Annotated in this window: 15 protein-coding genes; 4 read left to right on the plus strand and 11 right to left on the minus strand. The window is 68.0% G+C overall.

The window, feature by feature from the left end; translation table 11 throughout:
* Positions 1 to 62: 62 nt before the first annotated feature.
* The 5 genes from murC (QSK31_RS35180) to QSK31_RS35200 all read right to left on the minus strand — a co-directional run bounded on the left by murC (QSK31_RS35180) (position 63) and on the right by QSK31_RS35200 (position 6,524).
* Positions 63 to 1,490 (minus strand): UDP-N-acetylmuramate--L-alanine ligase, encoded by a 1,428-nt coding sequence (gene murC, locus QSK31_RS35180; protein WP_285688970.1) that lies wholly within the window; start codon positions 1,488 to 1,490, stop codon positions 63 to 65.
* Positions 1,491 to 1,598: 108 nt separating this feature from the next.
* The gene (locus tag QSK31_RS35185) at positions 1,599 to 3,032 is read right to left on the minus strand and encodes a Mur ligase domain-containing protein (protein WP_285688971.1); all 1,434 of its coding nucleotides are present in this window, start codon (positions 3,030 to 3,032) and stop codon (positions 1,599 to 1,601) included.
* A gap of 71 nt (positions 3,033 to 3,103) precedes the next feature.
* Positions 3,104 to 4,504, minus strand: a complete 1,401-nt coding sequence (gene murC, locus QSK31_RS35190; RefSeq protein WP_285688972.1) for a UDP-N-acetylmuramate--L-alanine ligase — start codon at positions 4,502 to 4,504, stop codon at positions 3,104 to 3,106.
* Complete coding sequence (locus QSK31_RS35195; protein ID WP_285688973.1) at positions 4,501 to 5,355, minus strand: NAD-dependent epimerase/dehydratase family protein; 855 nt, start codon at positions 5,353 to 5,355, stop codon at positions 4,501 to 4,503. The genes murC (QSK31_RS35190) and QSK31_RS35195 overlap by 4 nt, the downstream gene beginning before the upstream one ends.
* Entirely contained in the window at positions 5,352 to 6,524 is a 1,173-nt protein-coding gene (locus QSK31_RS35200; protein ID WP_285689052.1) for a radical SAM protein, read from the minus strand. The genes QSK31_RS35195 and QSK31_RS35200 overlap by 4 nt, the downstream gene beginning before the upstream one ends.
* Positions 6,525 to 6,820: 296 nt before the next feature.
* Between QSK31_RS35200 and QSK31_RS35205 the strand changes: the two genes are divergently transcribed.
* The gene (locus tag QSK31_RS35205) at positions 6,821 to 8,329 is read left to right on the plus strand and encodes an NsdA family TPR-like regulatory protein (protein WP_285688974.1); all 1,509 of its coding nucleotides are present in this window, start codon (positions 6,821 to 6,823) and stop codon (positions 8,327 to 8,329) included.
* 246 nt (positions 8,330 to 8,575) lie between these two features.
* Here the strand turns inward: QSK31_RS35205 and imuA' are convergent, their stop codons facing one another.
* On the minus strand, positions 8,576 to 9,328 hold the full coding sequence (imuA', locus tag QSK31_RS35210; protein WP_285688975.1) for a DnaE2-dependent mutagenesis accessory factor ImuA': 753 nt from the start codon (positions 9,326 to 9,328) through the stop codon (positions 8,576 to 8,578).
* Positions 9,329 to 10,009: 681 nt separating this feature from the next.
* Here imuA' and QSK31_RS35215 point away from each other — a divergent pair.
* Positions 10,010 to 15,205 (plus strand): NACHT domain-containing protein, encoded by a 5,196-nt coding sequence (locus QSK31_RS35215; RefSeq protein WP_285688976.1) that lies wholly within the window; start codon positions 10,010 to 10,012, stop codon positions 15,203 to 15,205.
* Between the two features lie 76 nt (positions 15,206 to 15,281).
* Here the strand turns inward: QSK31_RS35215 and QSK31_RS35220 are convergent, their stop codons facing one another.
* Positions 15,282 to 19,112, minus strand: a complete 3,831-nt coding sequence (locus QSK31_RS35220; RefSeq protein ID WP_285688977.1) for a tetratricopeptide repeat-containing protein — start codon at positions 19,110 to 19,112, stop codon at positions 15,282 to 15,284.
* Between the two features lie 624 nt (positions 19,113 to 19,736).
* On the opposite strand from QSK31_RS35220, the gene QSK31_RS35225 reads away from it, so the two are divergent.
* Positions 19,737 to 20,063 (plus strand): hypothetical protein, encoded by a 327-nt coding sequence (locus tag QSK31_RS35225; protein ID WP_285688978.1) that lies wholly within the window; start codon positions 19,737 to 19,739, stop codon positions 20,061 to 20,063.
* Between the two features lie 16 nt (positions 20,064 to 20,079).
* Here QSK31_RS35225 and QSK31_RS35230 read toward each other — a convergent pair whose 3' ends face one another.
* Positions 20,080 to 21,408, minus strand: a complete 1,329-nt coding sequence (locus QSK31_RS35230; RefSeq protein ID WP_285688979.1) for an IS4 family transposase — start codon at positions 21,406 to 21,408, stop codon at positions 20,080 to 20,082.
* Between the two features lie 144 nt (positions 21,409 to 21,552).
* Between QSK31_RS35230 and QSK31_RS35235 the strand changes: the two genes are divergently transcribed.
* Positions 21,553 to 22,599, plus strand: coding sequence for a hypothetical protein (locus QSK31_RS35235; RefSeq protein WP_285688980.1), 1,047 nt, complete (start codon positions 21,553 to 21,555; stop codon positions 22,597 to 22,599).
* 214 nt (positions 22,600 to 22,813) lie between these two features.
* On the opposite strand, the gene QSK31_RS35240 is transcribed toward QSK31_RS35235, so the two are convergent.
* From QSK31_RS35240 to QSK31_RS35250, 3 genes are all read right to left on the minus strand, one after another.
* Entirely contained in the window at positions 22,814 to 23,020 is a 207-nt protein-coding gene (locus QSK31_RS35240; protein ID WP_285688981.1) for a hypothetical protein, read from the minus strand.
* A 109-nt stretch (positions 23,021 to 23,129) separates the two neighbouring features.
* A complete protein-coding gene (locus tag QSK31_RS35245; protein ID WP_285688982.1) occupies positions 23,130 to 24,008 on the minus strand; it encodes a phosphotransferase in 879 nt (292 codons plus the stop codon).
* Between the two features lie 176 nt (positions 24,009 to 24,184).
* Positions 24,185 to 25,294, minus strand: coding sequence for a hypothetical protein (locus QSK31_RS35250; protein ID WP_285688983.1), 1,110 nt, complete (start codon positions 25,292 to 25,294; stop codon positions 24,185 to 24,187).
* Positions 25,295 to 25,635 lie beyond the last annotated feature (341 nt).

Genomic DNA, 25,635 nt, shown 5'->3' on the forward strand with positions numbered 1-25,635 from the left:
GAAGCGGTACTTACCTGCCTTGTCGGGAGGGCGCGATCGAGGTCTGGGCTTGCGCGGTCTTTCTAGCCCTGGCCGGCGCGGGCGTGCAATGCGGCCATCAGTTCAGGCGCCATAAGTCCGATCGGTGGTGCACCCATCGTCATGACGACATCGCCTTGCGCTGCCCGGTCAACGGCCTCGTAGATTGCTTCTTTCCAGCTCGCCGCGTACGTCTTGTTGCGATCGCTGAGCGGGATCTGCTGGACTAGTTGCCGCGCGAGGTCGTCTTTGCCTTCGTCGGTCGAGGCGTCGAAGACATTGAGGACGATAACGTCGTCGGCTGCACCAAGAGCAGTAGCGATATCTTCCAGGAACGTCGTGGTCCGACCCATGCGCAACGGTTGAAAAACTAGGAGCAGGCGGTGACCGTCGGTGACTTGACGCATGGTGCGGATCGCTGTGGCCATCGACCGCGGGTGAAACGAGTATTCGTCGTAGAGTCGCACCCCGTCGACGGTGCCCTTGTGTTCCAGCCGTCGGCCGACCCCGGGGAATTCGGCGATGGCCGCGGCGACTCGGGAGAACTCGTGCCCGAGGCGTACGGCGGTCAGCGCCGCTGCTGCCGAGTTGAGTGAGACGTGCTCGCCCGGCATCGGCAGCTGCACCTCGCCTGCCGGCTCGCCGTCGATGACCGCCAGGTAGCGGCTGCCTTGCGCGTCGCTGGTGAGGTCGGTGATGCGTAGGTCCGCGTCGGCTGATTGGCCGTAGGTGTAGACGGTGCGGCCCTGCTGGCGGGCGTGTTCTGCCAGTTGGCGGCTGCCGTGGTCGTCGGCGCAGGCGATCAGGAAGCCGTCGGGGCGTACCGATGCGGTGAACTGCTGGAAGGCTTCGTGCAGGGCTTCGGTGGTGCCGTAGGCGCTGAGGTGATCGTCGCCGATGTTCGTCACGATCGCGACGAATGGCTGGTAGTGCAGAAAGGTGCGGTCACTTTCGTCGGCTTCGGCGACTAGCAGGGTGCCCGTGCCGCTGTGGGCGTTGGTGTCGGTTCCGGCCAGAACCCCGCCGATGACGTACGACGGGTCGGCTCCGCACTGCTGCAGGATGAAGCTGGTCAGTGTGCTGGTCGTGGTCTTGCCGTGGCTCCCGGCGACCGCGATGGTGTCGCGGTCGGTCATGGCCGCGGCCAGGGCCTGCGATCGGTGGATGATCCGCAGGCCGCGGTCGCGGGCCTCGACGAGCTCGGGATGATCGGCGGGGATGGCGGTGGAGTAGATGACCGTGTCGACCCCGGCGAGGTTGCGCACGTCGTGAGTGGGGAAGATGGTCGCGCCTAGCTCGCGTAGCGCGTCGAGGACCGGCCAGGATGCGAGTTCGCTGCCCTGTACCGCCAGGCCGCGGCCCAGCAGCAGCCGGGCAACCGCGCTCATCCCGACGCCGCCGATGCCGACGAAATGCACGCGGCCGAGCTGTGCGGCGCCGAGCGGCGTCTCCGGTTGTGCCGCGATGCTCATCTGGCCTCCGTCTGGGTCGGGTTGGGTGCCGGCGTGGCGAACTGACCGCAGAAGCATAGTGGCCCCGGGCACGAGCGCCCCGTTCCAGCTTCGGCTTGCCCGCGCGGGTCAGGTCCGGGAACCCGTTGCCGCGGCGGCTGGATGCGGGGCGTGCTGGGCCCGGCGCGGGCGTGCCGCCTCGGGGTCGGTTGACGGTTGCTCGAGGAGGTTGCGCAGGTCGACCGCGATCAGATGGGCGCGGTCGTCACCCATCAGGAGGACGAGGTCGCCGGTTGTGGCCAGTCGGGCGAGCAGTTGCGCTGCTTGCCGGCCGTCGGGGGCCTGCCACCGGTGTGCGGCAGGAACACCGGCCAGCATCCGGCCGGTGGCCGTGGCGTCGGCCGGTGTCGCGTCGGGGGCGTCGATGACCAGGACGTGGTCGGCCCGCGCGAGATGTTCGGCGAGCCGTTCGGCGTATGCGTGCACCAGGTTGATGCGCAGCGGGACGTAGACCGCGATGAGCCGGTCGGCCGGCAGTGTGCGGGCGGCGGTGATGGACGCCTCGACGGCGGTCGGGTGGATGGCGTAGTCGTCGACGATCCGTACCCGCGTCGTCTTCGAGATCGTCTCCAGGCGGCGGTGGACCCCTGCATAGTGGCCGAGCGCGGCCGCCATCGGGGTGGCCGGGATGTCGAGGGCGAGGCCGGCGGCGAACGCGGCCGCAGCGTTCTCCGCGGTGTGCACCCCGATGGCGGGCAGCGACACCGGGTGTTCGGCATGCCGATGCCGCAGGACGAAGCTGGTGTCCTCCCGGTGCCGCCGCACGCTCGTGACCTGGACGTCGTCGCAGGGCTCGGTGCCGTACCGGAGCAGACGCGCCGCTGGGGGAGGGGTCAGACGGCGGCGTGCCGGTTCGTCGGGCCCGGCGACCAGGGTGCCGCCGGGCCTGATGTGGCCGGCGTGCTGCTCGAACGCCGCGAAGAGGTCGTCCGGCGCCGGGTATCGGGGCAGAGGTTCGGGCCGCACGTTCGTGACGACGGTGATGTCCGGCCGGAAGTGGAGAAACGAGGCGTCCGCCTCGTTGGTTTCGACGATGAGTGTCTGGTCGCCGATGTGGGCGTTGGTGTCGACACCGATGGGGTAGCCGCCGATGCTGAACGACGGGTCCTGGCCGAGGGCCCGGAGCGCACGGATCAGCATCGAGGCGATCGTGGTCTTGCCGTGGCTGCCCGACACGGCGATGCAGCGGAAGGGTTCGGCGAGCACCGCCAGGGCTGCGCCGAGCGACATCACCGGCCGGCCGCAGGCGCGGGCGGCCAGCACTTCCACGTTGTCGGCCGGCACGCGTGGGCTGACCACGATGGTGTCCGCGGCGGCGACGAGGGCCGCGTTGTGCCCGGCGTGCATCTGCAGGCCGAGCTGGACGAGGTCTTGCGTGCGCCGGGAGGTGATCAGGTCGCTTCCGCTCACGGGGATGCCTTGCAAGAGCATCAGTCTGGCGACGGATGAGGCGCCGATGCCCGCCACGCCGACGACGTGGACCTTGCCCCACGGGTGGATCATCAGCGCTCCTTCGGGGTGGGCCCGGCTGGCGGCCGTACCGGCCTGGCGCGGCCGTCTGCCGGACGGGGGTGTCACGATCGCTGCAGCGTGGCCACGAAGCCGCGCGCGACCTCGGCGACGTCGTGCGCGCCGATGGTCAGCACCACGTCGCCGTCGGCCGACACCGCGGCGAGGCGCTCGATCGCGGCCGCGGTGCCGTCGGCGTAGACGACGTCGGCACCCAGCTGCCGCACCCGGTCGGCGAGGGCCGCACCGGTGACACCGTCGATCGGGGTGTCGCCGGTGGGATCCATGACCACCACGTGGTCGGCCCGCGCCAGCGCCTGGGCGATCTCGGCTGCCATGATCTGGGTGCGGGCGAATCGCAGCGGCCGGAGACAGACCACGACGTGCCGGCCGGTCTGCTGCCGGGCGAGCGCGATGACCACGGCCATCTCGGTCGGGTGGTGCGCGTAGTCGTCGATGACCTCGATGCCCTGCCAGCGGCCGAGACGCTCCAGGCGCCGCTGGGCGCCCTGGTATCCGCCGAGGACCTCGGCAACGGTGTGCAGGTCGAGGTCGAGGTCGAGGTCGAGGGCGTCGGCGACGGCCATGACCGCCGCGGCGTTCTGCAGGTTGTGCACCCCAGGCACTGACAGGCGGATCGGGAAGACCCCCTGCGCTTGGACGGTGATCTCGCCTTCGACCAGGCCGTTGACGACTTGGACCGGTCGGTAGACGACGTCGGCGTCCGGGCCCGAACCGTAGGTGACGACCCGCCGACCGGCCTTGCCGGCGTCGTCGGCGAGCTCGCGGCACCGAGGGTCGTCGGCGCATACGACCAGAACGCCGTCCGGGTCGACCTGCTCGGCGAAACGCTGGAACGCCTCGACGTAGCGTTCTGCGGTGCCGAACAGCTCCAGATGGTCGGGGTCGACGTTGGTGATCACCGCGATCCGTGGGCGGAACAGCCCGAACGTGCCGTCGCCCTCGTTGATCTCGGCGACCATCCAGGGTCCCGACCCGCCGTGGCCGTTGGAGGCCAGCTGGAAGGGGTAGCCGCCCAGTGAGTATGTCGGGTCTGCCCCTGATGCTGCCAGCATCACCAGGGTCAGCATGCCGCTGGTGGTGGTCTTGCCATGGCTCCCGGCGACCGCGATCAGCTGCCGCTGCCGGGCGATGAGGTCGAGCAGTTCACCTCGCGACATGATCGCCAGACCCCGCTCGCGGGCCGCGTCGACCTCGACATTGCCGGCAGGCAGCGATGGGGTCGCGATGACCGTACGCACGCCGGCCAAGACTGCCGGGTCGTGGCCGAGCACGCAGGTGACGCCTGCCTCGCGCAGCCGGGCGAACTGGACATCGGCGGTGTCGCTGCCAGAGACGTCGTGGCCCCACCCGGCGAGGATCTCGGCGAGTCCGCTCATGCCGTAGCCGCCGACACCGACGAAGTGGATCCGTCCCAGGTCGGCCAGTTGCGGGCTCTGCGTCATCGGCCGGACGCCGTCGCCGGGTTCCGGTCGACGACGGCCTTCGCGTAGGCGCGCATCGATTCCCACAGTCCTGCTCCCGTCTGCGGCCGCAGCAGGCCCTGAGCCTGCGCGGCGGCGGTGTCGACCTGGTAGTCGCGGCCATCGGCCCGCTCGAGGTGCTGCACGGCGGCGCCGAACAGGCCGGCGGCATATCCGGCGACCGCGCCGAATGTCGCGTGGTCCTGGGCGATGTTGAGCACTCCGGACAGCTCGGGCCGGCAGACCGCGCTGACCACGACCTGCGCCGCCTGCCGCCGCTCGATGAACGGCCGCCAGGCCCGGGCGCCGTAGAGCTGGACCGTTCCGCCGGCGGCCTGCCACAGCAGCCGGTGGACCGACTGCTTCTTCTCGCCGGCCTGGTCGTGGCCGTGCACGGTGGCGATCCGCAGGATGAGGTGCTCACCGAAGGCGCCCACCGCGACCGTCTCCGCGGCGGCCTTGGCCACCGCGTACGGGTTGATCGGCTGCACCGGGGCGTCTTCCCGGCAGACGCCGCCGGCCGCTCCGTACACCGAACACGAGGACGCGTGCACGAAGCGCACCCGAACGGCGGCCGGCAGCATCGCGACTACTTCGCGCAGCACCCGGGGCTCGTCGTGGCGGTCGCCGGCGAGCAGGCTGACGATGGTCACCGCAGGCTGGCGGGTCACGAGGTCGCGCAGCGCGGGCAGGGCGATGCTGGGCCGGCCGTGGCGGGTGTCGCCGGTGCGGCTGACGACCTGGACCTGCCAGCCGGCGGCGTCGAGACCGTCGCTGATCAGCCGGCCCAGGTAGCCGTGCCCGCCGATGACCACCGCGAGCTGCGCGCTCACAGGAACTTCCAGTGCGGATCGGTGGGATCCACGGTGTATCCCATGTTCTGCTCGAGCGAGCCCTGCTCGTAGCCGGGAGTCATGTGCAATCCGCCGCCGGTGCGCTGGTCACCCAGGTTGTGCAGCATCGCGTTGGCGGCCTGGAACCGGCAGAACGGGCAGGTGTTCTTCGCGTCGATCGCGGCGGCGACCTTCTGGCGCAGCGGGCCGTGCCAGATGTCGGCGAACCGCTGCTGGCCCAGGTTGCCGAACGCCGTTTTCTTGCCGTGCATGATGTGCGCGTAGCAGGGCAGCACGTCGCCGGTGGCCCCCACCATCGCGATGAGCCCGTCGGCCACGACCGGACACCGCGCGTCCCGCGCGTTCGGCTGCTGGGCGATGACCTTGTCGTAGTTGCCCAGGAACTTGGCGTACTGGTGAGCTATCCCGAGCTTTCGCCCGTGCGCCTCGATGACCGGCGCCAGCGCACGCAGCTGCTCCAGCGGCCGGGTGGGCTCCAGCGCCGGTGTCAGGAAGATCGGCCGGTAGTGAACGTAGTCAGCCCCGACCTGCGCCCCGATGTCCAGGCACTTCAGCAGCAGCTCGTCGGTCTGGCAACCGCGGTCCACCAGGTAGGCGACGCCGATCACCGGCGCACCCGGGCCGCCCTGGCCACGTGCGGCGGACAGCTGGGTCATGTGCTTGAGCACCCGGTCGTAGTTCTTCGGGTCGTGCGGGCTCAGCACCTTCTGGTAGTGGGCCGGGTCCGGCGCGTCCAGCGAGAACCGCACCCAGGCACACCGCAGGAACGCGGCAAGGACCGCCGCCGGCATGCGCACACCGTTGGTGATCACCCCGATCTCGATACCGGCATCCGCGAGCCGGCCCACGGCCTCAGCGAAGCCGGGATGCACGGTGGGCTCGCCGCCGCCGGAGAAGACCACGGCCTTGAGCGTCGGCGTCAGCCCCACCAAGTCATCGACCAGCGTGGCCAGCAGATCGGCAGGGAGCATCTCCTGGTGACGAACCTGGCCGAACGCGCAGAAGGTGCAGCGCAGGTTGCAGACGTTCGTCAGGTGGATCTCGACGCTGATGGGCGCCTGGGTGGACACCTCACCGGTGAGCCAGGCGAAACGCAGGTCGGGCTCGTGGCGCAGCAGGCGCGCCTTGGTCGAGGACTGACCCGGCATCGTCACCGTCGGCGCCCCGGCGCTCTCGATCGGGGCGGGCTCTGTCGGATCAGGGACCCTTCCGGCAGCGGTCAGGGATGGGGATCGACCCGTCACCAGTACACCTCCACGGGTGGACATCAATGTCCATGGAGGATGTGAGCCGGCCGGTTGCGTGGGCAGAGCGAGGAACCTGCACTCACCCCACCTGGAGCGAGCCGGTCGCACCAGTGCGAGTGAGTAGCTCGCTCGAAGCCGTCCGACCGCCGCCGAGCGGTCGGACGAATAGGGTTAGCTCTCTCTGGGAGGTAACCGGGATGCGACCCCAAGAGCATCAGCCCAGCTGCGCAGCGGCGAAACGGCGTGCGCTGCTGGAGGCCGGCGTTGATCTCAGCCCGGTCGAGCGACCGCTGCACGCGCTCGCCGCGCAGATCGCGGCCTGCTGCGGTGTGCTTCCGCTCAAGTCCTACCGCCTGGCCCGGGGCATGCGGGTGCAGGAGGCCGTCGACGCGCTGCACACCTCACGCCGCGACGAAGGTCTCCCGCCGTGCAGACTCAGCCGCGAGCAACTGACTCATTTCGAGAACGCCACCCGGCCGGGAGAGGCGTACCGCGATGCCCTGTGCCGGTTCTACCGCACCGGCCCGGTTCAACTGGGCTGGGCCGTCGACTACTCACCCCGCGAGACCGAACCAGCTTCCGGTTCCGCCATCCGGACTCGCGCTGGTCAAACCGGCACCGTGGATGCTTGGGTGAATATGTCTGCCGGCATTCCGGAGGAGGCCATCGTGCAGCGTCGAGAAGCCCTGCGGGTCCTGCTCTCCGCCAGCTCGGCCCCGGTCCTGTCACCGGCATTGCTGGAGCTGCTCGATCACATCCGAGCCACGACGGAGACCATCCTCGGGTCCTCAACAGTCAGCGACGTCGCGCTCGACCGCTGGGAGCAGGCCGCCGAAACCCACGGCTACGCCTTCAAGACCCAGGCGCCGTTGAAAGTCCTCGAAGACGTCTTGGTTGACTTCGCAGAGCTGCAAAGTCACGCCGCCCGCCGCCAGCCCCTCGATAGCCAGAAGAGAATCAGCCGGATATCGGCCCAGCTCGCTGGCACCGCCGCGAACATCCTCGTCGACCTCGGCTACCACCGAGACGCCAGCGCCTGGTTCGCCACCGCGATGACTGCCGCCACCGAGACCCGGGACCGCGCGTTGACCGGCTGGGTCCAGGCGCGCGAGGCCACCGTCAGCCTGTACCACAACAGGCCACCCCAGATCGCGATCGCCATCGCGGCCGAGGCTCAAGCCCGGGCCGGCGGGACGCCCTGCGCCGGTGCCGCGCTCGCCGCCGCCACCGAGGCCCGAGCCTGGGCCCGGCTGGGCCACGCCGACAATGCGATCACTGCACTGCGCAGCACCGACGGGATCGCCGCCCGACTGTCCACGGCCGCCACCGCCAACAGCATCCACGGCTACCCCGTTCAGCAGCTGGCCTTTCACCGCGAAGCCACATTGACGCTCGTAGGCACGGTCGACGACGCCGCCGAAGCCCAGAAAGCGGCACTCGCGCTCTACCCGTCAGGCGAGTACGTCATCCCCACCCTGATCCGCCTGGACCAGGCGGCCTGCACCATCCGCCGCGGCGACCACAGCAGTGGCTACCAGGAGTCCCTGCATCGTCTCGCCGAGATACCCGGCCAGTTCCGCACCGCCCTGGTGATCTCACGCGCTCGCGAACTGGCCGACATTCCGGCGCTGAGCGGCCAGGCAGCCCCCGCCAAACAACGCCGAAACTACCTGGAGGCCGTTGACGGGCTGGTCCTGGCACCCTGATCGGCCGAGCGTTTCTGCGGCCGGTGGCGGGCCGAGTCCAGGCCACACCGATTCTCCTGCCGCCGCGCGAGAGGGACTACCCCACGCCTGGTACCGGATACCTCCCCGGCACCGGATCGCTCGGTTGTTCGCGTCGTCCGGGTTCTCCGGCTCGCCACGGCCGCGGACGTGCTCAGGGCCGGCGGCCCCGCCGGCCACCGGCTCGTGCTTCGGCTTCCAGCGCGCTCCACAGGCCGACCGGTGGCGTCACTTCGCGGGCACCCTTCGCGGTCCAGTTCTCCACCGAGCTCGTCGACGTCGCGGACGACTCCGGCGAGCTTTCGGAGGCGGGATGACGATCTCAGCCGGCACGCCGGCGATCGACGGTGGCGGCAGCAGCGTGGTGGCCGTGCGCGGCCGGGCAGCGCGGCCCCGACCGCCGGACCGGATGGTGACCTCCTGCGTGCGCAGGCGGCCGTGGCCCTGGCCGACGCCGGTCCACCGCCGGCCGACCAATTCCAGGGTCAGGTCGGCGCCGGGCCACGGGCGATCGGAGACAAGGACGGCGCCGCGCTGCCGGGCCCGGCCGATGAGCGCCCGGGCGACCCCGTCGGTGATGGCGGGGGCGGAGACGACGACCAGGTCGAAGCCGTCGATGAGCGAGCCGACGACGGTGGGCCAGTCCGGTCCTGAATTCGGGATGAGCGCGAGCCGGTCGAGCGGGATGCCGTAGTCGATCTCGGCGGAGAGCGCGCCGAAGTCCGGGCGTCCGGCCACCGCGGCCCATGACCCTTCGGCCATGCCGGCCGCGAGCAGCGTCAGCAGCAGCGAGGTGGAGCCCATCGCGGAGACGGTGGCGCCGCGGCGTATCCCGCCCGGCCACGGCATCAGGTCGGCGAGCTCCGGCGCGACGGGCAGGACGCGGGTGACGTCCGAGGAGTCGATCGCGGCCTCGTCGGCGGTGAGCACCGGCAGCGCGAGCGCGGCGGTACCTTGCCGGCCGAGCGCTTGGGCGCGCACCTGCTCAAGCACACCGTCGACTTGCCCGGCGTCAACGATTCGGGCCGCGCCGGTCCATGCCCTGCCCTGCTCGCGGTTCGATCGTCTCGCCACGACTGTCCCTCCGGCACGCGACGATGGGGCCGCGGGGGAAGACGCAACCGAACATGTGTACTAATCGTCAGTATGGCGGCATCGCGCTGGCCCGGCTCGCCTTTGTGCGACTACGGACGTCAGTTGGCGAATCTGCGGACGGTTGTTGGCGGGCGCGGCGGCATAGTTCTTCGCCACCGCCGCAGTCGCCGAGGCCCTCAGCGTGCCGACTCCGGACAGCAGCTCCAGCGCTACACCGGCACCGACCGTGGCTTTCACCGCCGACCTCGACGATCAGGGCCGCCTCACCCGCTACCACCTCGACGTTCCGAGAACAGGGCGGCACCTACCCGCAGGACCTGGCCTACTCCGACTTCGGCACCCCGGTCACCGTGCAAGCACCACCGGCCGATCAGATCGCCGGCAACACGTGATCGACCACGAGGGCCACTCGACTCACTTGGCCATCGGTCCACTTGGCGGGGAGTAACGAGGCGCTATCCCTCCGCCGGGCTTGGGCCGTCGGCCACCACTCCAGTGGTGTCGTGCCTGCCCGGCTTCTCTGGCTTGCATAGAGTGAGTGCGTCGGGCGGTCGGGGAGGCTCTGCGGTGGGGATCACAGGTGAGTCCGAGGTTCATGATCGCACCGAGGCGGCCCTCTGGGCTGCGCCGGCCGGACCGCTGCCCGAGCCGCCGGTCAAGACCAACCTCCAGGTGCTACCTGTCGGTCAGTTGAGCTGGCCTGACGCTGAGAAGCTCTTCCTGCGTCTTCTGGAGACTGTTCGGCCGGTCTCGTACGCGAAGTTGTTCGGCACGCCAGGCCAGGGGCAGGAGGGCATCGACGCGTACGCCCGTCTGCCTCTGGATCTGACAGCTGCCGACGCCGCTGGCCGGGACTACATCACGCTTCAGTCACGTCGGGTGCAGGCGTTGACCGCCGCCAAGATCAAGAAGGCGGTGGACGACTTCCTGAAGGGCGACTGGTCAGACAAGACCCGCACCTTCTACTACGCGACGTCCTACGACTTGCAAGACACAAAGCTCGACGAGGAACTCCGAACGCAAGGCGATCGACTGGCCGCGCTCGGGATGACTTTTACCCCTTGGGGCGTACAAGAGATATCCACGCTGCTGAAGGACCATCCGCGCATCGTTGACGACTTCTTCGGCCGGAGCTGGGTCGAGGCCTTCTGCGGCCCTGAAGCAGCCCAGACGTTGGCGAATAACCTGCCCGCTCTGGAGAGCAGGCAACTGCGCATGCGGTTGCGGCAGCTCTATCAGGCGGTGTTCTCCGCCCAAGGCGGCGTACAGCAGACTGAGGACCCTGCCTCCGAGCAGCAGTTCGTAATTGTGAATGTTGACCCTCGGCCCCAACAGCAAGGCATCGTGGACGTTGAGCAGCCGAGCACCGAAAGCTCGATCAGATCGGAGCATCCGGAGGACGGCTTCACCTACGTCGCCTCCCGCCTGGGCGCTCGCCGCCAGTCGTTTAGATCCGCCCAGCAGCTCATCGCCGCCGCCACGTCGGACGGGCCGAGTGCCCAGGGTGCCGTGCCGGCCGACGAATGGCTGGCCACAGGCAAGTATCGGCTCGTCATCGGCGGCCCCGGCGTGGGCAAATCGAGCCTGCTGCGGTTCGCGACGGCCGACCTACTCGCCGAACGGCCGCAGTCGATCACACTGCAGCGCGAGCACGGCGGTGATCTTCCCGTCTGGCTCCCCTTCGGGTTCCTGTGCCGGCACCTCGACGCCTCGACGGAGAATTCGCTGGTCTCCGCCGTCGAAGCCTGGCTGTTGTCGCAAAGCGCCGCCGATCTCTGGCCGCTGGCCCAACGGGCGCTGCACGACGACCGGCTGATGCTGTTCGTCGACGGCATCGACGAGTGGAGCGACATCAGCTCAGCCGAACTCGCCCTCGGCGTCCTCGAGGCGTTCCTAGGCCGCTCGAACGCCGCCGCGGTCCTCTCCACCCGCCCCTACGCCGTCGACCGGCTCAACTGGCAGCGCCCGTGGGTCCACGCCGAGATCACGCCGCTGACCGACGGGCAACGCCGCAGCATCGCTGCGGGGATTCTGCAGCCAGGCCCGGCTGCGGAGGTTGACCCAGAACCACGGGTGCACTGGGGCGCCGGCGTGGACGCGTTCCTCGCCCAGCTCGAGATTTCCCCCGACCTCGCTCAGCTGTCACGGTCGCCACTGTTCCTCACGCTGCTCGCGACAACCTGGCAGGGCGAGCCGTTACCCCGCCAACGATTCAAGATCTACACCCGCCTCGTCGAGCTGCTGATCGAGAAGCATCCACAGATGCGACAGCGGGCCTCCCACGCGCGCGGCGGCCCGCTACCCGCCGCTGACGCCAGCACGCTGTTCGCTGCGGTCGCCTACCGGCTGCGCCTCAAGGACGCAGCCGGCGTCGCCACCAAGCAGGACATGCGGAAGATCATCGTCGACTCGATGACCGACGACGAAGTCCTCGGATATCAGCAGCCCGAAGCCCGGCGCCTGGCCGACGCGGTCCTTGCGATGGCCGAAGACGAATTCGGCCTGATCGTCTCGCACGGCGCCGGCTCCTACGGATTCCTGCACCGCGTCGTGCTCGACCACCTGGCCGGCCAGCACCTGGCGATGCTGGCGCCCGACGAACAGCTCAGCGCCGTCCGGCGGTTCGTTCACGATCCTGCCTGGCGCGACGTGTTGCTCGCCCTGCTCAGCGCCCAGGTCAGCCCGCACACCACCGAACCCCTGCTCGCGGCGGCCCTGAACGCGGGCGATTACGTCTGGGCAGACCTCGATGGATACGAGCTGCTGGCCGACGCGCTGGCCGCCGGCGTCCGACTCACCCCCCGCGTCCAGGCCGCCCACACCAACGACCTGGTGGAGCGGGTGGAGAATCACCCGTACGCCCGGCACCGCGCCAACTTGATTACCGCGCTGGTCGCCACGCTCGCGAGCCCCGCCGCCAGCAGCCAGCTGCTGCCCATCATGAAGCGGTGGCTCACCGCGCCGCGTCCCGAGCCATCCGCGACCATGTGGGCACTACGCGAACTGCCCATCGCCGACGAAGAAGCCGCCAAGCATCTCCTCTGGGGCCTACGGCATCCCCGCGACGAGGTGAAGGTCAACGCAGCCGGTGCCCTCGCCCGGCGACCCGGCGGACAGCCGCACCTCGTCCCGACGCTGGTAGCACTCACTGAGACCGGGCCTAGCTCGGCCACCCAGGCGGCCGCGATATTCGCGCTGGGTGAGGGATGGCCGGATGCGCCGGACACCGAGCGCCTGATCGAGTGGGGCCGCCACCAACCGTCCACTGCGCTGCGGCTAGTGGCGCTGAACTCGGTATTCAAGGCTGCGGAGCCACGAGACAGCTCCGCGTTCCGGACGGAGGAGCGTGCCTGGCTGCTCTCCATGCTGTACCACGAGGACTACCGTTCAGGGCCTTGGCCGGCCGCGGATCTGGTCGCCGCCTGCGCCGCTGCGAACACCGAGGCCGCCGACTTCGCGCTAGAAACCCTCAGGACTAATGGGCAGACGACCGGGGGCGATCGTGGCCTGGCGTGGCATCTGGCCTGCACGGCCTTCGCTGATGATGCCCGCTTCAAAGACTGGGTCGCCGAGCAACTGGCCAGCGACGACGAGCACAGCCTCATCCTCTACAACCTCGGCGCGATCCCCAGGCAGTGGCGTGACGACCCGGTCTTCGCCCAAGCCCTACGTCCGCGTATCCAAGACGACCTGGCGAAGCTTGCCTCCTCGGGCAGCGCTGGCCTGGCCACCACGCTTCCACCCGACCAGGCCACGACGGTGCTGCTGCGCGGCCTGGACGCCTGGCGCCCGTACGGGGCGGCCCGTGTTCTGGCCGACAAGTACGGCGACGACGAGACCGTCCGCGAGGCGCTGACCGGTCGGCTGCGCGGCCCCTACCAGCAGGCGGCGCCCCTGGCCGGCGTAGCCATTGATGTGCTCGGCCCCAAAGAAGGATTCGCTGTCCTCGTCTCGCTGCTGCGCCAGTCGGCCCAGGACGGACGCAGCGAGGAACGCGTCGTGGTCGCCGAAGCGGTCGCCGAGGCATGGATCCGTCTGACGGCAACCGCGGACGAGCCCGGCGCCGGAGCAGCACCGTCTGTTCTCGCCGAATACGACCCGGCCGAACTGGCGGCCTTGTGCACAGCAGGCGAAGCCCACCCGCTGACCTGGCATGTTGACGCTGTCATCAACGCCTGGCCGTCCCAGCCTGCCGTACAGGACTTTGCCGAACAGCTCATCGACGACATCCGAACGCTCACCTCCGGCCTCCCGGACACCATCCCGGTGGCCATCCTCCGCAGCTACTGCACCCGAGACGACGCACGGTCACAAGAACTCTGCGCCAAAGTGTGGGCGCAGCTCGGGCACGTGGAACCGGAACTGCGCGAAGTGCTGACGTTCGAGCTGACCCGCAGTGCGCTCACCCTTGACCAGCTCGTCGAGGTGCTATCCGAGTGGGAGAAGGAGCCCGACTCCGAAGTCCGCCGCATCGCCTTCATTGGACTGGTACAAGCGATCAAGCGCCACCAAAAGGCCCACAACCAGACGGCCGGCTCCGAAGTAATCACCGACCACATGCAGTGGCTGGTAGAGAAGATCAAAGCCAACCTCTGCGCCTACGGCCCCGACCTCGACGACCTGCGGCAGCTGGCATGGACCGGCATGCTCATGCTCGGCGACATCACAATCATCGACGGCATCACAGAATGGATCGGCGAATCCCGCCCTGTAGCCGTCAAGCTCACCAAACTCCCCGAAGGCGCCATCGACCAAATCCTGGTCGACCTCATCGCCGAGCATTGGGACCGTCTCCGCGAACACTTCGGCGATGACCTGTACCAGCGCCTCGACCGAACCGCCAGCGACCGCGCCAAAAGCGTCGACGACCACAGGCACGACGTCATAGCGGCCATGGCGACGACGGCTGCCCGGTTCCCGGCCATCGCCGAGATCCTGCGCCACGAAGCCGACACCGATCCGAAACTTCGTGACGACCCGAACTTCCTGCTCTGGGCCAAGCAGGAAAACCGCGGCGACGAAACCGTTCTCCGAGCCCTGGCTGGCAAGCTTGGTGCCACCAGGCAGAGCTGGGCGAGCCAGGTGCTTGAAGCGGTGCTCGACAGAGATAGCTGGGCCGTACCCGACGACACCTTCAAAGCGGTGCTCACCGACGACGCGCACACCGACCCCTCCGGCGCTCGGTGGTACAGCGGCGCCAATCTCGCCGCCTACGTGGAACTCTTCCCGGACGACGCCGTATCCGTCACCGCATTCCGCAACCTCGAAGCATGGTTCCGCGACGACCACGCCCACCGCGCGCCTCGCGAATGGAACGACACACTGGCGCTGGTGCTCGCGCTCGCTGCCTCGCAGGACCTTCCTGCAATCTTCCTGCGTGTTCATGAACGATTCCGCCACTCCAGGATGGCGCATCTCCTGCCTGCCCTGCTCAACCCTTTGATGCGGCGCCTGCGCCGGGACACGATCGCGGTCGACGCCTTCAAGACCGCCGTCCGCGACCCGATGGGTATCGCGCAGCAGACTCCGCTGTTCGAGATCGAGGCGGATCCCATCGCCCAGCGATGGCCAGACATGGTCCCGGCGCAACGGGCCTACCTCTTCGCGCTGGTCCTACGCCAAGCAGGAACACTGCCTCACCACGAAGCCGCCCCCGTAGTGCAAACGTTAACGTCCATCTCACCAGACATCGTCGTGAACAATCCCTTTACCGAATGGGAAGGGCCGCTGCGCCTGGCGGTCTTGGATCTTCTGCACGGCTAGGGCACCTTCGACGGATCTCCATTCAAGCGCTCGACCAAGGCCGGCTTGTGTGGCCTCCGAACACGCGCGATCGTTGTCATGAAGGGAAGGACCGGGACAACATTTTTGGGGCGAGGTGGTTGCCGGCGAGGATGCCATTGTTTAGCACGCTGCTGTCGCCGAAACTGCGCGGTGTAGCGTCGGCGGTGACTAGGACGATGGCGATACCTGCGGCAGGGCCTTCGGTGACGACCTTCTCGAGGAGCGGCAGCAGTGCTGGCGCTGCGTGTAGGAGGCTGTCGGCGTCGTCAATGCCGATGAGGATGCCTTGACGGGCGGGGCTGGGGTGGAACGAGCTCGTGGCCTGGGCGCGTTCTTCGCATTGCTGAGTGACGGTGGTGAGACGGTTTTCGATGTTGTCCAGGCCTGCGGCGGCATTCGGGTTGCGTCCCCAGGCTTTGCGGTCGCGTCGTGACCAGGTCATGCCCATCGGCATGATGGTGTAGAGCCCTGTCGCGGCTGCGCGAAGGAGGATCTTGCGCATCAAGGTACTGCGGCCGCTGTGTGGTGGCCCGTCGATCAGGCCATGACGTACGTGTTCGCCGGGCCGGTGCAGCTGCCAGGTGATGATGCTCCCGTACGGCCCGTTACCCATCGCAATGCGGCCGCTCATGGGCTCGAAGTCGGGGCCTGCCCAGCTCGCCGCGTTGCTGGTGTTGACGAACGGGAGCTGCGCGACCTGTCGTTGCATGCTGACCAGGCCGGGCGTGCGGTTCTTGATGGCGATGTCGGCTTGGGTTTCGGGATGGTCAGGGCCGAAGAGGCTCGTGTCGGTGGCTATGGCCTCGTCGAAGGCTGCGTTGGCCGTCCCGGCGTCGTCCAACAGTGCCGCGGCCTGGCCGAGGAGCACGAGTGCGGATGGCAGGTAACCGCGGCTATTTTCGTCGCCGTGGCGTAGCAGAGCTATTGCTGTTTGCAGGTCGTCGACAGCGTCGAGCCATCGACAGCGTATGAGGTTGAGGTGACCGCGGGTCGTGAGGTACTTGGCGTAGGGGACGCTGTTGATGCCGAAGGTGGCTCGGATCGCCTGCTCGGTTTCGGTCAAAAGCTCGGCGGCCAGGTCTAGCTGCAGCGTCTCGACTGCGGCATCGGCGGTGGTGGTCAGGGCGTCAGTCACGCGCAGACTCACCCGGGTACCGGACAGCGTGCGGAACTGCTCGAGCGCCGCCTGTTCGTGGCGCAGCCGCGCGTGAGTATCTCGTTGGTCACGGGCGATGGTTGCTGCGCTGGTGTGCAGGTCGGCGAGCAGCCGGGGTGCTACCGGACCCTCTACTTCAGCGGAGGCCAGCGCGGCGGCGTTGACATCAGCGGCTTCGTCGATGCGGCCGAGCAGGCGGAGCAGGCCGGCGCGGATGTGGCCCATCGAGGCGCGGACGTCGCGGCCTTCGGTGCCGGCCTGCTCCAACGCCGCGAGGACTTCTTGTGCTAAATCACGCCGGGTGGCGTTGACAGCGATCGCGCCGAGGTCGAGCACCGCCGACAGGGCGAGCCCGCGGATCACGTCGGACTCGGCGTCAAGCGTTGCAGCGAGGGTCCGCACCTTGCTGATCTGGGTGATTGCTTCGTCGACGCGCCCGGCGCGCTGGAGCAGGGCGCTGGCAGCGCGTCGGTACTGCACGATGAGCCGTACATCGAGCAGTCCTTGACTCGCGAGGTCGTCGGTGATCGCCAGGGTGCGTGCGGCAAAGTCGGCGGCGGCGTCGATGGTGTCCAGCGGCGGAATGCCGCTACGGGTCGCCAAGTGCAAGCAGAGCAGCATGGCGGCGGCGGTGACCGCGGGTCCGAAGTGGTGATGGTCCAGGGCAAGCAGCACGAGCGCCGTGATGTGGTCCATGGCGGCGTCCAGCTCAGCGACCGCGCCGAACGGATCGTTCGGGTCGACCTTGTCGAGGAACAAGCCGAGACCCAGTTCGATCCAGGTCAGAGGGTCGGTTTCTTGACTGCGCAGCACGGTGCCGATCAGGGGGTGCAGCATCAGGTCAGGACCTGCGCGGCGGATCAGAGACCGTTCGACGAGAAGATCGACGGCCGTTTCCCCGGCTGACGGATCTGCCAGCTTGTCGGAGATCTCCCGGGCGCGCCGCGTGACCTCGGTGAGAACATGCGCCTTCACGACTGGTTGTCCGGTGACGATGGCTTTCAGCCTGCGCCATACGGAGCTGTGCAGGGGCCTCACATACGGGGTCACGGTGAGGGCGTGTGTGTTCGCGTTGCGCAGCAGCTGCTCGTTGACGGGGGCGAGCGCCAGGTGCGCCAGCAACATCAGCAAGTCACCGGCTGTCGCGTTCTGCTGCCGAAGCAGCTGCAGCTGGAGCTCGATGGCCGGCACCAGGCCGGTGGGGTGGTCAGCGGTGGTTCCGCGCTGAAGCGCGACGTCGGGTTGGCGGCCGAGCTGGACGAGGAAGCCGGCGATGGGACGGTCGGAGGCCAGGCAGTAGTTGACGGCTTGGGAGACCGCCAGGGGATGGTGGCCGAGCGCCGCACCCAGGGAGGCCACTTCGGCCGGGGTTGATCGGGGTAGGGCGCCGCGGATGAACTGTGCCGTTACCTCGGGTGTCCACGAGAGCAGCTCGATCGAGTGGTAGCCATGGTCGATATGGCGGACGGTGCTGGTGATCACGACTCGGCACAGCGTTGAGCGTGGGATCAGGCCGGCCACGGTGGCGACGTCGGTGACCCCGTCGATGATAAGCAGCAAGGACGGATCGCGGGGAAGAGCCAGGCGACCGGCAATCTGCTCCTCGGCTGTGTCATCCTCCGGGGCCGTCAGGACGGTTTGCAGACGGTGCAGCGCACGCTGGACAGAGAGCCTCGACGTGCCTGAGATGAGTTCGGGGCGAAGGGATTCTCCGTGCAAGCCCGCGAACTGCATTGCGAGGCTCGTCTTGCCGGCTCCTGGCATACCGTGGACGAGCACCGGTGTGACCTCATCCGGGCTCCCCGGCCGCAGAACCTCAGCGAGCGTTGCGAGCTCGGTGTCACGGCCTGCGAAAAGTGGGTCAACGACCCACCGAGGAGCGGCGGCATGAGGCGGCTGTGCGGCTAACCGGTCGTGGGTCGCCAGGAGCAGGCTGAGTGTTTCGTCGCGGCTGATGAACTCGTGGCGGATGCGCAGTTGCTCGCGTAGCCGTCCGGCATCAGCCAGGGTGGCTGCTGCTGCGGCCCGTTCGGTGGTGCGGCCGGGTGTGTCCGTTGCCGCCTCGCGGATCCGGGTTCGTAGCGCCTCGAAGCAGGCGGCGGCGGTGGCGTCCGTGCCGTCGCGCAGCGGCCGGAGTAGGTCGGCGGTGCGGCGCACCGCCACGTCCTCCATCTCCTTGCGGCGCGGGAGCGGCTCCTCCGGCAGATGGAAGGCCGCGAGGAAAGCGTGCGCCTCGGCGGCCGGCACGGCTAGCTGCCGGGCGACGTGGTCCACCATTTCCGCCGTGGGTGTTTCGCCTTTCGCGCATACGCGCCACAGCTCATGCGTGCCACCGGCGAAGCCTGCGTTGGACCAGAATGCCAGCGTGGCCCGCTTGCCGTACAACAACCACTTGGCGTGCAGATCACTCAATACGCGATCCTGCTCAAGCGCCGACCACGTCCAGGCCACGCTACCGCCGCGGTTAGGCTCTCGGTGCTTGATCGAGACGAGCTCCGGGTCACCGTCCGTTCGGATCAAGATCAGGTCGGTGGCCCGCTCGATGACCACGCCAGCGAGTGCGTCGTCCGCCAGATGTCCTAGCAGGACCAGTGCTGCACAGTCGTCTTGAAACTGGAACCAGGCCCGGACTTTGGGCGCCGGATTGCCGCCATCAACAGGTAGGCGCCCGAGCTCGCCCCATCCCAGATGATCACCTTCAGTAGTGGATTGGCTACTCTCGTCGCTCATCGATGGTGAACTCTAGTCGCGTTCCGACGGCACGGACAGACATCAGGCCAGGGTTCAGATCCCTCGCAATGGTTGACGCTTCTGGCCGCCGGCGACCAGCGTTCGCGGTGTCCCAGCTGAGGGCTAAGCCGGACAGCGAAGTCGCGCCGCCGCGGGTCCTACCGGTGGCGGCGAACGGCGTCGTAGGCGCGCCGAGCCCTCAGTGCCTGCCCGAGCGCTTCATGTAGCCCTTGAAGCGCCTGGACGTCTTGCGACTGCCACCCCGTACGTCGTGAGCATTGCGGCCTGGATCGTCGGAACCCCGCGCGGGCGATCACTGCGGCGAAGGCGCTCACGTAGCGGCGTGCCGCTGCGACGTACGTTGTGCGCGCCAGTGGCTCCTCGCGTTCCGACCGGGTCGATCCCACCGGTGGATCGTACAGGTGTTCGATAATGTGGGAGTGAAGGTCCCATCCAGGGGATGGGGTCAGCACGGGGTGCGCTTCTGTGCGGCTGCTGCAAATCAGGTCGGTTGCGCACCTCGCAGCCGCGGCTGCCCATCCGCATAACCTTGAGACGGCGCGGAAATTGCTTGTCCGCTCTTTCGTGGCCAGCCAGAATACGCACTGAGGGATCGGATTGGGTATGGGTGACTTGCTGATCGAACGGCTGGGCCGGGGACAAGCGGAGGATCTGCTGACCCACCCATTCCACCAGTGGGCCGTGGGAAGACTGGTCGAGCTGGTGCGCGAGCTTCGGCAGTGCGGGTCGCCGGAGGACGCCTACCACTTCCAGCAGCGCCTGATCGACCTGCTGTTGCAAGTAGAACAAGACCGCGCTGCCGTCAGCAGAGCCCGCAAAATGCTGCGTAAGAAGCCGGGCAAGACCCCGAATGGTGCTCCGGAACTGCGCAGTGGTCTCGATTCTCTCGACCCTTACTCGTGGGATCTAGAGTCAACGCCGTTTAGTTAGGGCGGTCGGGAGTTGGTCAAGGTCCGGGGTCGATGATGTTGATGCTGATAGTGGCTTGGTAGCTGCGGCGGTCGATGTTGGGGCCTCGGGCTTGATACTTGCTGTTGGAGCGTTTGATCATCCGGGTTTTGGTGCGGATCCGGCGGTCGGGCAGTAGGTCGTTCAGGATATGAGCGCCGATGACGCCGACCAGGTCGATAACGGTGTCGGCGATGACGCCGGCGGCGTGCACGACCTGGTCGCGGGCGGTGTTCAGGGCGGTGGTGAAGCTGGCTCGGTCGGGATCGGTGCCGGGCCGGCTGTCGGTGGCGTCGGTCATGGCGGTGCGAAGCAGTTGGTAGGTGAGCAGCAGCGCATGGATTTCCTGGTCGATGCCGTCAAGGGTGCGGGCGCGCAGGACACGTCCGCCGAGGATCGAGGATTTGAGTTCGAGGTAGGCGGTCTCGATCTCCCAGCGTTCGTGGTAGATCCGGATCAGCTGGTCGGCGGGGTGCGTGGCGGGGTCGAGCAGGGTGGTGATCAGCCGGTAGTCGCCAGTGTGGGTTCCGGTCGTGGTGGTGACGCTGATCTGGGCTTCGATGACCCGGACCGTCAGGGCGCCGATGCGGGAGAGCCAGGACCCGTCACGCATACGGCGCAGGATCGCCAGACGGCGGTTGGCTTTGTTGCGGATCAGTAGTTCGGCGCCGGTGGCGGCGAGGGTGGTCAGCAGATCGGCGGCGGCGTAGTTACGGTCGGCGATCAGCAGCATGCCGGGTTGCAGGCTGCGGGCCAGGGTCCGGGCCTGGTCGAGTTCACCGACGCTGATCGGGTCGAACACGGCGTCGAGCACTGACCGGGTGCCGCAGGTGAGCAGGGCGCTGAGTCTCAGTTGCGGGTAACCGGACGAGGTGCCGCCCGTGCAGCGGTGTTTGGTGTATCGGCTGGTGTTCGCCGGTGAGTCAGCGACGACCAGTGTGGTTCCGTCGACCACACACAGCAACAGCCCACCCCACCGCACTTGCCTGGCGGTAGTGACGGCCGGGCCTCGTAACAGGTCGAACAACGCCCGTACCGGGGCCGCGCCGAGACGTTGCCGAGCTTGCCGCAGCGCACTCGCGCTGGGCGACACGATCGGCAGGCCGTGCAGGCCGCTGGTCAGCTTCGACCACACCTGCCGGTAGCCGACCTCAGCGAACAGGCATCCCGCGAGCAGCAGATACACCACGACACGCGCTGGCAGGAGCCGGACACGGGCCTGCGTTCGCCGGGTCGTGGCCAAGACATCATCGACCATCTCGAACGGGATCAGCCGGGTCAGCTCGCCCAGATGACCTGGCGCGAACACTCCTGCGGCTACCGTCACCGTCCGGGTTATGGCAATCTGATCAGCCAGCGGAGCTCCAGGTGTCGGGGAAGTCTTAGAGTGACCACCCTCTATACAGGAGCTCCGCTGCTTTACCCCGCAGACACGCCTTGACGACCAGTCCCACCGCCTAACTGAACGGCGTTGGATCTAGAGTACGAGGTCTTCGAACGGGTCTGCCGCCAGCTGCGTACGATCGGCGACGGTCTGGCCTGGCGCATGTTCGGTTACGAACGCAACATCATCATCGCGTTGTCGCGCAGCGATCCAGCTGGGCCAATGGTCGACAAGAAGGGACTCGAGCGGGAACGCGAGATCATCGCCGAAGCCTGGCGCGACAACGGCGAGTTCGTGCTGCACCACGACTCGACCTCCGCTCTGCGCATCGGTGACGTCAGCATCTTCGGCAAGGACGGCGGGGTCCTGCTCCGCGAGATCAAGACCAACGACCGGTATCGCGACAAGGCGCAGGACCGGAAGATCCTTGACACTGTCAACGCGTTGATTAACGGCGGACCGTTGGCGGCCGGCGGCTATACCCTGATCCCGTCGAACGTCGCCTATCGGGCCAACATGAAGGGCTTGCGCGAAATCTTGATCCTTGCCTACCAGCGCGGTATCCAGGGAGCTCACCTTCCCGGACGCCGGGCGATCGTGGCAGCGAATCTCGCGTCTGCCCCCGACCACTTCTCGCCTCAGCAGTTCAACACCCGCTACGCGGTTGAGACAAAACGGCAACAGCGCCGGGCCAGGATCCACTCGGAAAACCACATCCTCGCGCTCAACAGCGTGGACCGAGCCGCGCGGTCACCGGCCGAGCCGCCCTGGGCGATCTATCCGATCGAACCGGAACTCGCAGTCGGGCTCATCACCGACGTGGTCTTCTACACCGTCAGCATGGCCCCGGAAACCCTGCTTGACGCACTGGTCGAAGTCGGCATCCAAGGCCGTTGGCTTCAGCAGCTGGACGGCACCGAAGACCCGCTGAAGCCGCTGCTGCAGGTGTCGATGCGTACCGGCGACAAGCTGAGCTACACCAGCATGAACGTCATCGAGCTGACCCGGCTGCTGATCGAGCTGGTAGACCTGCCGACGTGGTGCCAGCAGCTATCGATGCTGTTGCAGGCGGACCTGCCCGCCGGAACCCGACCCTGGACCTACTTCGCCGGCGAGAACATCGTCTGGTGCTGAACCACCGCACGCCGGTATTTCGGGCGTTTACCTGAACGGCAAGCAGCGCAGACTGCGAGACCGCTCTCTCGCGCAGGTCAACCGTGTGCGGAGCAGCGGATCGGGCCTCTGGCAAGACCGCAGAGATGGTGTCGTGCAGCTGGCCGATCACCTCACCGAGTCCCGTGCACCCGTCCACCGCGAGGTCGTGGCCGCTGAGTTGCGCTCCGGGCTGTCAGCTACTGGCGCGGTACCACTCGCCGTTGACGTTCAGCCCCGTGTCGCTTTCGACGGTCATGCGGGACAGCGGGACCGGAATGCCCTGCTCGGCGAACCGAGGCAGGACCTGGTGGACGTCGCGCGCTGTTGCCGGTGGCCGATCGGCCAGCTGCTCGATCGCATGGCTACCGGTCTCGGTTGTCGTCCGTTCAGTTCGGTTCATCAAGCCCTGCGAGATCTGTCGGCACGACAGCACCCGGCCGAGTCCGAATTGCTCGGCGATCCGCGAGGTAAGTGGCGCCGCTAGCGTGTGGTCTAGCCTCGATGGGATCTCAGCTACGGCCGACGGTCTTACGCAGTCCGGTGATTGCGTCAGCGGCTTGGTCGTCGAGCCACTGCCGGTGCTCGCGGTCGTCAACCATGTCGAACAGGCTCTGATAGAGGCGCCGCTCGCGGGCGAGCCACAGGACCCGCATTGCCCGGTAACCGGTCAGCGTTCCGGCGGCTTCGGCGATCTGGGCGCACCGCTGCTCGGCGCCGACATCGTGACGGCTCAGCCACAACCCGAGAAGCGCAAGGTCAGATCCGGACGGGTACATGCCGGCGAACTCAAAGTCGATGAAGATCAGTGGCCGGTCGGCGGCGAGCAAGGCGTTGCTGGCCAGCGGATCGCCGTGACCGAAGACCAGCGGAGCGCTGGCGACCGCTTCGAGCAGCGATTGCTCAACGTCGCCGGGCAGGTCCCCGGCCGCGGTGTAGCGGCGGATCCGGGCGATCCAGTCGGTGACGGGCATGTTCAGCGGTACTGAGGGAGGCTCCCACGCGTTGAAGGCTGTCAGGGCCCCAATCATGGCTGTCACGGTGGGCTCGGGGAGTAGGGGTGGATATCGGTCAGTGTGCGGGGACGCCCCGGGCAGCCGCTCGATGATCAGCACACGGCGGCCGGCGTAATGCAGTCGCGGTGTCCGCCATGGCGGCGGCGTGGCAGCGAACGCTCGGTAGGCGCTGATCTCGTGAGCGAAGCGTTTGGCCCAGTGCCGTTCAGCGCTGCTCAGCTGCTTGACGACCACGTCATGGCCGCGCCAGCGGCCAGCGATGGTGACGGCCTTATCGGTTTGTCGCAGCTTCTCGCCTTGCTCCCAATCGGGAAGGTGATCGAGGGTGTCGACATCGGTGGAGGGCTGGGTCGGCGTGCTGGCCGTCTCGTGCACCCGACCATCCTGCTGACCGGCACGGCGCAAGTCGAGTACCCGCGCGCTGGAGCGGCGGCGTCGCTTCTCGTGTTCATCCGCCCTACTCAGGCCATGATCAGGCGAACGATGGCGAGCCCGCCGGCCGTGCTGTTTGCTCTAGCCAGTGGGCTCGCCACCCCGTTCGTCACCGTCTGTCAGCGCCGGGACGTGCGCCGATGGCCGGTGATTTGGTCGAGGTTCATCGCGACCTGCCGGTAGGTCTGCCGGCCTGTCACGGTCCGGTGGAACGGTGTGCCTTCGTCGGAGAAGTAGGGGATCGCGGTGTGCAGCAGTGTGACGGGGCTGGCGGTGGAGAGACGGCGCGCGATCGGTGTCCAATACTGGCTGCCGCCGTCGATGTCGTACCCGAGCACTGCGGTGCGATGCGCACGTTCGGGCAGGCCGAGGTAGTCGCGGTCGCCGAGGACTTTTTGCACCGAATCGGCGACTTCATGCAGGTAGGCGATGCTGCCGGGTTCGTCGAGCAGCGGCCGTCCCAGGTTCACCCACAGTGGGTACGACGACTCGTCGTTATTGTGGACGGCGATCCAGGCCGCGAACGCGTGCCAGCCCAGGGCGCGTTCGTACGCTGCGTCCCACACCTGCGGCCCGAACATCGCTCGGCCGTGCACCGCGGCCGGCGCCAGCCGGCGCCGAAGAAGACCGACTTGGTCGTGAACCCACCGCGCCAGGTCAGTTCGCCCGGCCGGCGGCGCGGGGAGCTGCGGGGCGCGGGCGGTGACCCATTCCTCGACCTGCTGCTCCTGGGGGTGAGCGGGCAGGCGGTTGTACTTCAGGCAGACGAGCGCAACGTCCGAGAAGGCGCCGCCGACCTGGTAGGCAGGTGTGAGGTTGTCCTCGTTGCCGGAGTCGATCAGCAGGTGCGTGTATGCGCCGCCGTCGCGATGCCGTCGTAGGAGCTCCAAGGTGTGGAACTCGTCGAAGTCGAGGTCCGCGGGAATCATCAGCAGGTCGACGTTGCGGGTGATCTGCTGCACCTGTCCGGGCACGAGCTGCTCCCACAGGGGCCTGAACACGACTTGGGCTTTGACGCCGCTGTCGGTCACGAGCAGGACTCGGCGCCCGGCCTGGGCCAGCGCGGCGGCGATCGGGCGGATGAACGGCAAGGTGTCCGTGTTGCCGTAGTTGTCGTCGTTCAGGAATGCCACGACGCTCACGTGAGCGTCGGCGATGCGTTGCCGGGCGACACGATAGGTCTCGCCGGTTGCCTGCGAGCGGGACACAGCGGTCTGGTTACGGCTCATGATGTCCTCCGAGTCCACGGAAGAACCCCCGGTGAGGGCCCCGCGCGGCCGATGTGAGGGTCCTTCGGACAGCAGAAGGAAACGCGTGGCACCAGGGCCTTGCTCCGTGTGGCTTCAAGGCGCGGGCGATGAGGCCGGAGGGGGCGTGCGTGTTAACGCCGTGGCAGCGACGGTAACAGCTGTGCACGTTCGGAGCGTGACAACGCGCCGGCGCATCCACCAGCTAGCAACTTCAGCTGGCAGGGCCAGTGACGCCTTGCAATGCCTGAGCCCGCCTGCGGATCGGTCGCGGGTCCGCGATCCCGCTGTGCCGAATCGGGTGGGGCCACCGGGCTGCAGGA

Source organism: Actinoplanes sp. NBRC 103695, from assembly GCF_030269485.1.
In the GTDB taxonomy this organism is placed as follows: domain Bacteria; phylum Actinomycetota; class Actinomycetes; order Mycobacteriales; family Micromonosporaceae; genus Actinoplanes.